Here is a 12,036-nt window from a genome sequence, read left to right as displayed (position 1 = left end):
AGAGAGGCGATCTCACGTCATGCACAGAACCGGTATCCCTCGCGGCCTGCGCCGCCTGGCCGCGGCCGGAATCGCCGCGACTCTCGCCTTGGGCCTCGCCGCGTGCGGCGACGACAAGGACGACAAGGGCGACAAGGCCTCCGGGGGCTCCCCGGCCGCGAGTGCGCCCGCAGCCTCGGCACCGGACGCCGCCGCGTACCCGGTGACGATCACCCACAAGCTCGGCACGACCACGATCAAGTCGGCGCCCAAGCGGATCGTGGCCCTCGGCGAGGGCGACCAGGACGCCGCGCTGGCGCTGGCCGCCCAGCTGACCGGCATGGTGGAGACGACGCCGCCGGACGGCATAGCCCCGTGGGCGGCGTCCAAGCTCAACGGGTCGAAGCCCGAGCTGATCGTGATGGGCGACAACGGCGCGCCGATCGAGAAAGTCCTGGCGCTCAAGCCGGACTTGATCCTGGCCAACACCGATTACTGGGTCGAGCAGGAGTACGAGAAGCTCTCGAAGATCGCGCCGACCACCGCGTTCGAGACCGGCCCGTCGCAGGACACCTGGCAGCAGGTGACGCGGCAGGTCGGCAAGGCGCTCGGCAAGGCGGCGGAAGCCGACAAGCTGGTCGCCGGCCTGGAAGGCAAGATCGCCGCGGTGGGCACGACCTACCCGGAGATCAAGGGCAAGTCGTTCGCCCTGACGAACGCCCAGAACGCGGGCACGATCGCGGTGCTCAAGGACAAGGCGGACACGTCGGTCAAGCTGCTCGGCGGCTTCGGCATGACCTTCCCGGACACCGTCGCGAACCTGCCGGGCGCCGGGTTCGCGGCGGAGCTGAGCATGGAGCGACTGGACGTGCTCGAGGTCGACGTGCTGCTGAGCAACTACAACGCCGATGCGTCGCTGCAGAAGGCGATCGAGGCCAATCCGCAGTTCGCCGGGCTGAAGGTGGTCAAGCGCGGTTCGTACATCCCGCTGGATTCCAACGACTTCTGGGCGCTGCGTGCACCGACCCCGTTGGCCGTGGAGTACGTGATCGACAAGGTCATGCCGCGGATCTCGCAGGCCGCCAAGGCGCCGCGCGGCTGATCCGCGGCCGGCGCGACGGCCGAGGGGCGGCTCCCGGATCGGGAGCCGCCCCTCTTCGTGGTTCCGGTTCCGCCCCGGCGATGCGGGGCCGGCGGACGGTCAGCCGACGGCGACCGTGGTGCCGGGGATCTGGTCGGGGACCCCCGGCACGGGTTCGGCGGCGTCGCCGCCCAGCGCCACGATGCGGTTCGCCGCGTCGACGTGCACGACCCGCGGGGTGTGCGCGGCGAGTTCGGCGTCGTCCACCAGGGCGAACGACATGATGATGAGCAGGTCGCCGTGGTGCACCAGGCGGGCGGCGGCGCCGTTCGCGCCGATGACCCCGGACCCGCGCGGGCCGGGGATGGCGTACGTGGTGAGGCGGGCCCCGTTGTCGATGTCGACGACCTGCACGACCTCGTTGGCGACGATGCCGGCGGCGTCGAGGAGGTCCTCGTCGACCGTCAGCGAGCCGACGTAGTGCAGGTCGGACTGGGTGACGCGGGCCCGGTGGATCTTGCCGGAGAGCAGGTTGCGCAGCACGGTCGTTCCTCAGTCCTGGGTGGGGTCGGGGTTCGCAGGTTCGGGGCCGGATGCGTCGGGGCCGGAAACGGCGGCGGTGGCCGCGACGAGGCTGCGCGGCCGCAGGTCGGTCCAGTGCGTGTCGATGTACTCCAGGCACGCGGCGCGGGTGCCGGGGCCGTGCACGGTCCGCCAGCCGGCCGGGACGTCGAGGAACGTCGGCCACAAGGCGTGCTGGCCCTCGTCGTTGACCACGGCGACGAATTCGCCGTCCTCGTCGTCAAACGGGTTGGTGGCGGTCATCGGGGTCCTGCCTTTCGGTACGGGAGACGGGTTCGGGTAGGGCGCCGGACCCGGGTTCGGGTACGTCTTCGGGTTCCGGCGCGCCGTGCTTGCCGGGTTCGGCTTCGGGAGCGTGTCCGTGTTCGGGTTGGGCTTCGTGTTCGGACCGCAGGGTCGCGTTCCGCAGCTCGGGCGACCCGGCGGTCACCGCGCCGACCACCGCCGCGCAGGCGGCGCCGCCGGCGAGCAGGACGGTGCCGGGGGCGACGAGCCGGGTGCCGAGGCCCGCCAGCGCGTTGCCCGCCGACGGGGCGGCGGTCGCCTGGGCGAGCCACAGGCTGCCCACGCGGCCCTGCAGGTGGTCGGGGGTGTAGGTCTGGATGAGGGCACGGCGGAGGATCTCCGAGATGGTGTCCGCATAGCCCGCGACGGCGAGCAGCGGCAGCGCGAGCCACAGGACGCCGCTCGCGCCGAACGCGGCCACCGCGAGGCCCCATCCGGCCGCGGCGGCGGCGAGGGCCGTGCCGGGCCGGAGGACGCGGCCCGTCCAGCCGCTGGTGGCGGCGCCCAGGAAGGCGCCGACGGACGGGGCGCTGTAGAGCAGGCCGACGGTCATCGGCCCCCCGTCGAAGACGCGTTCGCCGATCTGCGGGAACAGCGCGTACGGCATGGCGAGGAGGACCGCGAACAGGTCGACCAGCATCAGGGCCCGGATGACGGGCTGTCCGCGCAGGTGCCGCAGCCCGTCGGCGATGTCGCGGAGCGGGTGCCCGGCCGCCTCCTCGGCCTTGCCGGCGTCCGCCGCGCCGGTTTCGGGGGCGCCCGGCGCCGCGGTGTCGGCCGGGGTGCCCGCGGACTCCTCGAGCCGCCGTTCCGGACGCAGTTCGGGCAGCCGCCACAGCAGGACGGCGCCGACCGCGAAGCCCCCGGCGTCCAGGAGGTAGCACGTCGCGACGCCCGGTCCGGCCGCCACGATGCCGGCCACGGTGGGCCCGACCATCGCGCCGAACTGCGTGGTGAGGGTCAGCAGGGCGCCGGCCGCGGCGAGGTGCTTGCGGCCGACCAAGGCGGGCGTGACCGCCATGAGCGCGGGCGCGCCGAGCCCGTTCACCAGTCCGGCGGCGACCGCGAGCAGGTAGATCATCCACAGCTGCGGGCGGTCCATGAGCGCGTTCCCGGCCAGCGCCAGGACCACCACCGCGGCCCCGGCCCGGGTGGAGAGGATGACGGCGCGGCGGTCGGCGCGGTCGGCGACGACGCCGCCGGTCAGCAGGCCGATGCACAGGCTCACCGCGATGACCACGTTGACCATGCCGACGTGCAGGGACGATCCGCCGATGTCGTACACCTGGAGGCTGGCCGCCACCGAGGTGAGCGCGGTGCCGAGCATCGACAGCGCGGAGGCGGCGAACAGCAGGCGGAATTCCCGGCTTTCCCGCAGCGGCGCGACGTCCGCGGCGATTTCCCCCAGGCGCACGGTCAGCGCTGCCCGGTCGGCGCGTACGCGGCGGCGTGCGGTGTGCCGGCGCCGCGGCGGTCGCGCACCGAGCCGAGGATTTCGCCCGCGCGGACCGCGATGTTGGACAGCAGCGTGGAGCTGAGGCCGTGGGTGTGCTCGGTGCCGCCTTGCAGGTAGATGCCGGCGGTGACATGCGGAGCGGTGGCCACCCGGTAGTCGCGGCCCATACGCGGGCGTCCGGCGTCGTCTCGCAGGCATATGCCGGCCGCGTCGCCGAGGAGCCCGAGCGCGTCGGACGGACGGTAGCCGGTGGCGTACACGACCACGTCGGCGCCGAGGGTCTCGGTCTTGCCGGTGGGCAGGTACTCGATGTCGAGGTCCGCGTGGTCGGGTCCGTCGTGCAGTGCGGTGATCCGCGAGGCGTGCCGGATGCGCAGGCGCTCCCGGCCGAGGACGCGCTCTTCGTAGACGGTGCGGTACAGGTCCACGATCAGGTCGCCGTCGACGACCGAGTAGTTCGTGTTGCGGTGGTAGGCGGTGAGCATGTCCTTGACGTCGCCGGGCGCGTCGAAGTAGTCGTCGACCGCGGCCGGGTCGAAGATGCGGTTGGCGAAGGGGCTGTCGTCGGCGGGCGCGTAGCCGTAGCGGGAGAAGACCGCGTGGACTTCCGCGTCGGGCAGGCGCCGGTGCAGGTAGTCGGCGCTCTCCGCGGCGCTCTGCCCGGCGCCGACGACCACGGCCGTGCGGATCCCGGCCGGGTCGGCGGCGGCGACGCGGGGCACGAGTTCGCTGTTGTGCCAGATCCGCGCAGAGCGCGCCACCCCGTCGGGCAGGAACGGGGTCAGGCCGGGCGCGAGGACGACGTTGCGGGCCAGGTGGGTGCGGACCGTGCCGTCGCCGGCGCGCTCGTCGACCTCGAAGCCGTCGACCTGACCGTCCGTCACCCGTGGTCGTATCGCGATGACTTCGGCGCCGTAGCGGACCGAGTCGGCGACCCGGCCGGCGGCCCACTCGAGGTAGGCGTGGAACTCGGCGCGGAGCGGGAAGAACGCCTTGTGGTTGACGAACTCGACCAGGCGGCCGGCGGCGTGGAGGTAGGACACGAAGCTGAAGTCGCTGGTGGGGTTCCGCATCGTCACCAGGTCCTTGAGGAAGGACACCTGCATCGTGGCCCCGTCCACGAGCATGCCGCGGTGCCAGCCGAACTGCGCTTGCTTCTCCAGGAACAGGGCGTCAATCGGGTCGTCGTCCGGCACTGCCGCGTTGTGCTCCGCGACCGCGACGGCCAGGGCGAGGTTCGACGGGCCGAAGCCGACGCCGACGAAGTCACGTACGGATTCCGGCGCATGGTGATGGTCAGGCATGAAGGTGAGGCTAACCTAAGAAAAGAACGGTCACCAGGCCTGTCGCGGGATCGGAAATAAGGATAGGCTCACCTAACTTCTCTGGCCCCTGCCTGCCCGCTTCCTGGAGGCCGCCGTGCCCTATCACCATCGCGAACTCTCCATAACCGCCGACCCCTTGGAACTCGCGGCGGCACTCGTCGAGTCGCCGCTCGGCGCCGGCGCGCACGTCGTCTACGAGCGCGACGGATGCTGGTCGGTGGCGTTGGGCACACTCGCGGAGGTCGAGGCGACCCCGACGACGGTCGTGTCCCGCGTCCCGGACGGCACGGAATCCGCCGGACACCCGTCGGTCACGCGGAGCACGACGTGGACGGACTCACCACTGCCCACGGTGTCGGCCGCGCTGGCGGGACTTCCGGTGCCCGAGTGGCGCGCCTACGGCTGGGCCGGGTTCGAACTCGCCTACGTGCACGCCGGGATGCCCGAGCTGGTCGCCGACCAACGGCTGCTGCACCTGGTCGTGCCGCGCACCGAAGTCCGCCTCACCGCCGGCCACGCCACGATCCGCTCCGCGACGACCGACGAACTCGAAGCCGTCACCAATGTCCTGACGGGGCATCAGCCAACGGTGCGGAAGGCGCCCGAGCCGCTGGACGTCACCGGCGCCGATCCGGAGGGCTACCGGGCGGCGGTCCGGGCCGCCGTCGACGACATCCGGTCGCGGCGCCTCCAGAAGGTCATCCTGTCCCGCGTTCTCCCGGTCCCCCACGATGTCGACCTCGTCGGCACCTACCTCGCCGGGCGTCGCGCCAACACCCCGACCCGGTCCTTCCTGCTCGGCGTCGGTGGCCTCCATGCGGCCGGCTTCAGCCCGGAGATCGTCGTCTCGGTCGGTTCGGACCGCCGCGTGGTCACCCAACCGCTGGCGGGTACCCGGGCGTTGGAGGCGGACGGCCGGGACGCCGCACGGCGTGCCGACCTGCTGTCCGACGCGAAGGAGATCTTCGAGCACGCGATCTCGGTCAAGGTCGCCTATGACGAGATGCTGCCGCTGTGCACCCCGGACTCCGTCGTGGTGCGCGAGTTCATGGACGTCAAGGAACGCGGCAGCGTCCAGCACCTGGCCTCGGCGGTGACCGGTCGGCTCGCCGACCGGGTGGACCCGTGGGACGCGTTCGCCGCCCTGTTCCCCGCGGTGACCGCGTCCGGGGTGCCCAAGCCGGCCGCGTACCAGGTCATCCACCAGCGCGAACCGCAGCCGCGCGGGCTCTACAGCGGGGCGGTCGTCACGGCGGACCACACCGGGGCGATCGACGCGGCGCTCGTCCTGCGTACGCTGTTCCGGCGCGGCGACCGCACCTGGCTGCAGGCCGGTGCCGGAATCGTCGAGCAGTCGGTGCCGGAGCGGGAGTTCGAGGAGACCTGCGAGAAACTCCGCTCGGTGGCACGGCACTTGGTTCCCGCCGTCTAAGGCGTGTCCGGCCGGGAAACGGCGGGCGTGCCGGGCTCTTCCCCGCCCGGCACGCCCGCCGCAAGGCGTCCGGTCAGCCGCCGCGGCCGACCTTGTTGGTGCGGCTGAGGAACCACAGCAGGTACGGAGCGCCGACCAGGCCGGTCACGATCCCTACCGGGACCGTCTCGGGGAACGCCGTCCGCGCCGCGAGATCCGACCCCGCGACCATCGCAGCACCTGCGAAACCGCTGGTGAGCAAAGGCACTTCGGCGGTCCCGGCGATCCCCCGGGCGATCTGCGGCGCGGCCAGAGCGACGAAGACCACGGGCCCGGCACAGGCCGTGGCCAGCGCGGCAAGGCACGTCCCGAGCACCAGCAGGACGGTGCGCACCGCGCCCGTCCGCACCCCGAGGCCGGTGGCGATCTCGTCGCCGAGCTGGAGCAGGCCGTACGGCCGGACCAGGGTGACCAGCGGGGGCACCAGCACCGCCAGCCCGATCACCATCCACCACACCTGGGTGTAGCCGCGGTTCTCCAGGCTGCCGGTCAGCCACGCGGTCGCGCGGGTGGCCGCGTCGATGTCGACGCGGGCCAACGCCCAGCGGGTGAAGGCGACCAGCATGCCGTTGGCGGCGACCCCCACGAGGATGAAGCCGTAGCCGGAGACCGTCCCCCCGCGGAACGCGAGCAGGTAGACCAGCGCGCCGGTGACGAGGGCACCCAGGAGAGCGCCGAGGGGGACCGGCCCGTAGGTGGCCGAGGCGCCGGTGCCGACACCGCCCGCGAGGATCGCGACCACCGCGCCCGCACTCGCGCCTCCGGTGATCCCCACGATGTCCGGCCCGGCCAGCGGATTGCGGGTGACCGCCTGGAAGACGGCGCCCGCGAGGCCGAGCGCGAAGCCCACGAGGACGGCCACCAAGGCGCGCGGCAGCCGGAGTTCGTGCACGACCAGCTCGGCGTCGGACGGCCCGGTGCCGAACAGGCTCTTCACCACGTCGGCCCACGACAGCTCGTAGTCGCCCATCGCGAGGGATGCGACGAACGCCGTGCCCGTCAGCGCCAGCAGCAGCACGCCGGCGCCGAGCACGCGCGGGCGCACCGCGAAGCCGATGGGGCCGGCGGCGAAACGGAGCTTCCCCCGGCCCTTCCTCGTCAGTGCCTTCGCCGAGTCCGCGATCCGCGCGGAAGCGGTGTGCGTCGTGGCGGCCGTCGCCGGGTTCGTCGCGGTCATCGGGTGCGCTCCCGCAGTTTTCCGGTTTTGACCAGGGCGATGAGGAAGGGCCCGCCGAGGAACGCGGTGACGACGCCGACTTCGACCTCGGTGGGCCGCGCGACCACGCGCCCGACCACGTCGGCGGACAGCAGCAGCACCGCGCCGCCGAGCGCGGACGCCGGGATGAGCTTGCGGGCGTCCGGCCCGGTGAACGCGCCGACGATGTGCGGCACGGCCAAGCCCAGGAACACGATCGGCCCCGCGGCGGCCACCGCGGCACCGGTGAGCAGGACGACGGCAAGTCCGCCCAGCGCCCGGGTGACTCCGGCGCGGGCGCCCAGCGCGGTGGCCACGTCGTCGCCCAGCGCCAGGGCGTTGAACCGACCGGACAGGGCGAGGGCGATCACCAGGCCCGCCGCGACGAACGGCACGAACTGCCAGGCCTGCTCGGCGTCACGGCCGGTCAGGGAGCCGACCGCCCAGGAGCGGTAGCGGGACAGCGCCTCGGGATCGGACAGCACCATCGCCCCGGTCGCCGCGTCCAGCAGCGCGGACACCGCGACGCCCGCCAGTGCGAGCTTCGCCGGGGTCGCCCCGCCGCGGCCGCGGCCGCCGACGGCGTACGCGAGCGCCCCGGCCGCGGCGGCGCCCGCGAAGGCGAACCACACCGCGCTGTACGGCCCGGTCAGCCCCAGCACCGCCACCCCGGACGCCACCGCGAACGCGGCACCGGAGGTGACGCCGACGAGCCCGGGATCGGCCAGCGGGTTGCGGGTGATCTGCTGCGCGACGGCACCGGCGGCGCCGAGCGCCACGCCGACCATCAGGCCGACGAGCGTGCGCGGCACGCGCAGGTCCCGGATGAGGCCGGCGGTTCCGGTGCGGTCGCCGCCGAGCATGGCGAACACGTCCGATGGCGGATTGGTCCGCGTGCCGACCGCGAGGGAGGCGAACACCGCCGCGAGCAACGCCAGGACGAGCACCCCGAACACGGCCGTCCCCCGGCGCCGCACAGGGCCGGCCGCGACTTCGACAGACATTCGACTAAGGTAAGGCATACCTCACTTGATGAACACCCCGGGGGGAAGCGGATCTTCCGCTCACGCCACCGCGCGGCGGCAGTCGCCCGGTCCGGCACGAGCCTTCGCACCGTCACGGGATGGCCCTCCGTCACGGGATGGCGACCGTCACCGCCGGAGTCGTCGGAACGTTCGCGGCGATCATCGTCTCGGGAATCGTCATCGACGTGGGCTTCGCGCCGAGCGGGATCTGCCAGGCGCCGTACACCGTGCCCGTCACGCCGGGCTCGACGCCGTCGAAGGCGGTGGTCGGCACCCCGGACTCGGTCAGCGAGTTGTTGTAGTCCTGGGCGACCTGGAGGGCCTCCGGGGTGGGCGCGAACCGGTCGGCGCCGACGTTCAGGGTGATGTTCGAGGTCTGCCAGAAGGTCCGGGACCGGCCGGTGTTCGTCGCGAAGAACTTCGCGATCACCCACTGCTGCCCGGGCGGCAGGGTCGGCTCGGCGGTGCGGTACTGCGGGACGATCGCCGGGTCGGGCGTCGTGTTGGCCTGCACCTCCGCCACCACGATCCGGAACGTGGCGGGCCCGGCGGAGTTCGCCGTCGTCAGGTCGAACGGCTGCCCGACGGTCGGCCCCGACGGGGCGGACGCGGCGGTCCCGGCGGTCTGCGGCGCGGACGGGGCCGAGGCCGACGGGGTACTACCGCTCTTCTTGCCGTCGTCGCTGCTGCACGCGGCAGCCCCGACGGCGGTTCCGACGACGAGCAGCGCCGCGACAACGCGCGTACGGGCGGTGGGCATGGCGGCGACTCCCCTGTCGATGGGCACCCGGGCACGGGGCCCTGACATTCGAGTCTCGGCACCGGGCCGCCGCCCCGCGACCCGGCGGCGGCCGTCCGGGCGGCAGCCACACGGGTGAGCCGCCGCCGGGTGTCGCAGCCGACCGGCCGGCCCGGCGCTCCCGCACCGGCCGGACCGGGTTCCGCGAAGTCCGCTCAGTAGGGCATGGGCCGCCCGGACGGGGTCCGCAGATCCAGCGGAGACGACGGGCGGCGCGGCGCAGGGCGCCTGACGATCCGAATCTGCGGCATGACGGTCCCCCTCTTCGAAGTTGACCAAGCCCTACCCCGCCCGCGCCGTCCGAAGCCGCCCGACGGGCACCAAACTGCCCGGACTTGGTACCCGCGTCGTACCCGACGGCTACTTCGCGTCTCCGCTCACCGGTTCGTTCCCGCCCGCGGCGCCGTCCGACTCTGCCGCCCTGTGCTGCCGGCCGCGGCGGACCGCGCCGAGGATGACCTTGACTGCCAAGCCGAGAACGACCAGGTCGGCGAGCATCTGCATGGTGACCACCAGCCGCGCGGTCTCGGTCTTCGGGGTGATGTCGCCGAACCCTACGGTGGAGAACACGGTGACGGTGAAGTAGAGCCCGTCGGTATGCGAGAGGGGCCGGCCGAAGCTGTTCGGCGACAACGCGGCCATGACCACATACGAGGCCGCGAACAGCAGCAGGAAGAACGGGACGCTGGTGGACAGCGACTCCAGAGCCCGCAGCGCCGGGTGCGGGGAGCGGACGATCGCGCGGACCTGGACGACCACCAAGGCGACGAAGCCCGCCAGACCGATGAGGAGCATGGTGACGGCGGCCGCCGTGGACGAGTGGTCCAAGGGCAGCACGTAGTACAAGGTCACGAGCACGGCGATCGAGCCGACTACGCGCACGGCGGTCCACGCCATCCGGCGGTAGGAAGGCCTGGTCTCGGCCCCGGCCCGGCCGGTCGTGTCCGGGTCGGCGGTCATGGCGACCGCCTCCGCGGCTTCCCGGCCCCGGCGAGGCCCGCTCCGATGAGCCCGGATTTCCGATCGCATGCGGCGACCGGGCCGGAAAATACGAAGGGGAAAGGTGAACCGGCCGGTGCCGCGTGCTCGTCGCGCGCCTTGTCCGGGGTTTCGTGCGTCGCCCGCATGGTGACCGCCCGAATGGTCGTCGACGTGAACCCCTCGCGCAGCTGCGACACGCATGCATCGGGGTTGCGGTCCCCTCCACGCTCGCACGGCGGCGCGCGCGTGTCAGATCCGGACGCCCCGGCCGGAACTGCTCCGGTGTCGGGCATCAGCCTCCCTACGTATGGTCGAAAAAGGGACAAATACGTGATACGAGAGGTTCGCCCGATGGCTCTCCACAAGACCCGCAAACCGGACGTCGACACGGCCGAAGACGTCTTCGCCTCTCCGTTGAGCGAGCGCGCCCTGTCCAAACGGGTCATGCCCGATCTCCCCACGCCCCCGGGCATCGTCTACCAGGTGCTGCGCAACGAACTGCTCCTGGACGGCAACGCCGCGCAGAACCTCGCCACGTTCTGCACCACGTGGGCGGACGACGAAGTGCGCCATCTGCTGGACCTGTGCCTGGACAAGAACATCGTCGACAAGGACGAGTACCCGCAGACCGCGGAGATCGAGTCGCGGTGCGTCAACATCCTCGCGGACCTGTGGCACGCCCCGGCCGCCGGCGGCAACGCGGTCGGCTGTTCCACCACCGGCTCCAGCGAGGCCGCGATGCTGTGCGGCCTCGCGCTGAAATGGCGGTGGCGCGAACGCCGCCGCGCCGAGGGACTGCCGACCGACCGGCCGAACCTGGTCTGCGGGCCGGTCCAGGTCTGCTGGGAGAAGCTCGCCCGCTACTTCGACATCGAGCTGCGCCAAGTCCCGGTCGAGGCCGGGGCGACCGGTCTGCTACCGCACCAACTGCGCGACTACGTCGACGAGAACACCATCGGCGTCGTGGCGATCCTCGGTGTCACCTACACCTGCACGTACGAGCCCGTCGCCGAGATCGCGGCCGAACTCGACCGGATCCAGGCGGACACCGGACTCGACGTCCCCCTGCACGTCGACGCCGCCTCGGGCGGGTTCATCGCCCCCTTCCTGCACCCCGACCTGGCCTGGGACTTCCGGGTTCCGCGGGTCGCCTCCATCAACGCCTCGGGCCACAAGTACGGCATGGCCCCGCTCGGCGTCGGCTGGGCCCTGTGGCGCGACGCGGCGGCGCTGCCGGACGACCTCGTCTTCCACGTCAGCTACCTCGGCGGCGACATGCCCACGCTCGCCCTGAACTTCTCCCGCCCCGGCGGTCAAGTCATCGCCCAGTACTTCCTGTTCCTGCGCCTGGGCCGGGAAGGGTACCGCCGGGTCTACGAGGCGTGCGCGCACACCGCCCAGCACCTCGCCCGGCAGATCGCCGACATGGGCCCCTTCACCCTGCTCTACGACGGCGAGGGCGCCCTGCCCGGCGTCTCCTACACCCTCACCGACCCCGACGCGGTCGGCTGGAGCCTGTACGACCTGTCCGACCAGCTCCGGATGCGCGGCTGGCAGGTCCCCTCGTATCCGCTGCCGCCCGACCGGCAGGACACCGTCATCCAGCGCGTGCTCATCCGCCACGGCGTCGACCGCGACGAGATCGAACTCCTCGCCGACGACATGCGCCGCGCCATCAGGCAACTCGACAGCGGGCACCCCCACGACGCCAACCGCGGCGGCTTCCACCACTAGATGAATGAGTCCAAGGGGTCTCGTCACGGTTAGTGGTCGTAGGCGGTCAGTGATCGTTTGACCGGTTGCCCTGTCTTGTCGTTGTGCCAGATCGCCGCGGTCAGCGCGAGGACGCGGCTGAGA

At 72.5% G+C, this 12,036-nt stretch carries 11 protein-coding genes; 3 read left to right on the top strand and 8 right to left on the bottom strand.

The annotated features are described in order from the left end of the window. The first annotated feature begins 19 nt into the window (after nucleotides 1–19). Nucleotides 20–1,081, top strand: coding sequence for an ABC transporter substrate-binding protein (locus ABEA93_RS12560; protein WP_345675538.1), 1,062 nt, complete (start codon nucleotides 20–22; stop codon nucleotides 1,079–1,081). 99 nt (nucleotides 1,082–1,180) lie between these two features. Here the strand turns inward: ABEA93_RS12560 and panD are convergent, their stop codons facing one another. From panD to ABEA93_RS12540, 4 genes are read right to left on the bottom strand one after another with little or no spacing between them, the layout of a single operon-like run. Continuing rightward, on the bottom strand, nucleotides 1,181–1,603 hold the full coding sequence (gene panD, locus ABEA93_RS12555; protein ID WP_345675537.1) for an aspartate 1-decarboxylase: 423 nt from the start codon (nucleotides 1,601–1,603) through the stop codon (nucleotides 1,181–1,183). A gap of 9 nt (nucleotides 1,604–1,612) precedes the next feature. Beyond that, the gene (locus tag ABEA93_RS12550) at nucleotides 1,613–1,885 is read right to left on the bottom strand and encodes an MbtH family protein (RefSeq protein ID WP_345675536.1); all 273 of its coding nucleotides are present in this window, start codon (nucleotides 1,883–1,885) and stop codon (nucleotides 1,613–1,615) included. After that, on the bottom strand, nucleotides 1,863–3,341 hold the full coding sequence (locus tag ABEA93_RS12545; protein WP_345675535.1) for an MFS transporter: 1,479 nt from the start codon (nucleotides 3,339–3,341) through the stop codon (nucleotides 1,863–1,865). The genes ABEA93_RS12550 and ABEA93_RS12545 overlap by 23 nt, the downstream gene beginning before the upstream one ends. Nucleotides 3,342–3,343: 2 nt before the next feature. Then, on the bottom strand, nucleotides 3,344–4,687 hold the full coding sequence (locus tag ABEA93_RS12540; protein WP_345675534.1) for a lysine N(6)-hydroxylase/L-ornithine N(5)-oxygenase family protein: 1,344 nt from the start codon (nucleotides 4,685–4,687) through the stop codon (nucleotides 3,344–3,346). A gap of 115 nt (nucleotides 4,688–4,802) precedes the next feature. Here ABEA93_RS12540 and ABEA93_RS12535 point away from each other — a divergent pair, with 115 nt between their 5' ends. Next, nucleotides 4,803–6,140 carry a salicylate synthase gene (locus ABEA93_RS12535; protein ID WP_345675533.1) on the top strand — a complete coding sequence of 446 codons (1,338 nt, stop codon included), beginning with the start codon at nucleotides 4,803–4,805 and terminating at the stop codon, nucleotides 6,138–6,140. A 73-nt stretch (nucleotides 6,141–6,213) separates the two neighbouring features. On the opposite strand, the gene ABEA93_RS12530 is transcribed toward ABEA93_RS12535, so the two are convergent. The 4 genes from ABEA93_RS12530 to ABEA93_RS12515 all read right to left on the bottom strand — a co-directional run bounded on the left by ABEA93_RS12530 (nucleotide 6,214) and on the right by ABEA93_RS12515 (nucleotide 10,158). Further along, entirely contained in the window at nucleotides 6,214–7,356 is a 1,143-nt protein-coding gene (locus ABEA93_RS12530; RefSeq protein ID WP_345675532.1) for a FecCD family ABC transporter permease, read from the bottom strand. Next, nucleotides 7,353–8,378, bottom strand: a complete 1,026-nt coding sequence (locus tag ABEA93_RS12525; RefSeq protein ID WP_345675531.1) for a FecCD family ABC transporter permease — start codon at nucleotides 8,376–8,378, stop codon at nucleotides 7,353–7,355. The genes ABEA93_RS12530 and ABEA93_RS12525 overlap by 4 nt, the downstream gene beginning before the upstream one ends. Nucleotides 8,379–8,508: 130 nt before the next feature. Further along, nucleotides 8,509–9,159, bottom strand: coding sequence for a hypothetical protein (locus ABEA93_RS12520; RefSeq protein WP_345675530.1), 651 nt, complete (start codon nucleotides 9,157–9,159; stop codon nucleotides 8,509–8,511). Nucleotides 9,160–9,558: 399 nt separating this feature from the next. Further along, nucleotides 9,559–10,158, bottom strand: coding sequence for a potassium channel family protein (locus ABEA93_RS12515; RefSeq protein WP_345675529.1), 600 nt, complete (start codon nucleotides 10,156–10,158; stop codon nucleotides 9,559–9,561). 372 nt (nucleotides 10,159–10,530) lie between these two features. Between ABEA93_RS12515 and gad the strand changes: the two genes are divergently transcribed. Continuing rightward, nucleotides 10,531–11,913, top strand: coding sequence for a glutamate decarboxylase (gene gad / locus ABEA93_RS12510; RefSeq protein ID WP_345675528.1), 1,383 nt, complete (start codon nucleotides 10,531–10,533; stop codon nucleotides 11,911–11,913). Nucleotides 11,914–12,036 lie beyond the last annotated feature (123 nt).

This window comes from Yinghuangia aomiensis (assembly GCF_039542225.1).
Classification (GTDB): domain Bacteria; phylum Actinomycetota; class Actinomycetes; order Streptomycetales; family Streptomycetaceae; genus Yinghuangia; species Yinghuangia aomiensis.
The sequence above is the reverse complement of the archived record's forward strand: the minus strand, read 5'-3'. Positions and strand labels throughout refer to the sequence as shown.

What these genes read in the sequence shown, in the direction of transcription:
- ABEA93_RS12525 (WP_345675531.1), bottom strand. Translation starts at nt 8,378, where the DNA reads ATGTCTGTCGAAGTCGCGGCCGGCCCTGTGCGGCGCCGGGGGACGGCC.
- ABEA93_RS12560 (WP_345675538.1), top strand. Translation starts at nt 20, where the DNA reads ATGCACAGAACCGGTATCCCTCGCGGCCTGCGCCGCCTGGCCGCGGCC.
- ABEA93_RS12515 (WP_345675529.1), bottom strand. Translation starts at nt 10,158, where the DNA reads ATGACCGCCGACCCGGACACGACCGGCCGGGCCGGGGCCGAGACCAGG.
- gad (WP_345675528.1), top strand. Translation starts at nt 10,531, where the DNA reads ATGGCTCTCCACAAGACCCGCAAACCGGACGTCGACACGGCCGAAGAC.
- ABEA93_RS12540 (WP_345675534.1), bottom strand. Translation starts at nt 4,687, where the DNA reads ATGCCTGACCATCACCATGCGCCGGAATCCGTACGTGACTTCGTCGGC.
- ABEA93_RS12520 (WP_345675530.1), bottom strand. Translation starts at nt 9,159, where the DNA reads ATGCCCACCGCCCGTACGCGCGTTGTCGCGGCGCTGCTCGTCGTCGGA.
- ABEA93_RS12550 (WP_345675536.1), bottom strand. Translation starts at nt 1,885, where the DNA reads ATGACCGCCACCAACCCGTTTGACGACGAGGACGGCGAATTCGTCGCC.
- ABEA93_RS12530 (WP_345675532.1), bottom strand. Translation starts at nt 7,356, where the DNA reads ATGACCGCGACGAACCCGGCGACGGCCGCCACGACGCACACCGCTTCC.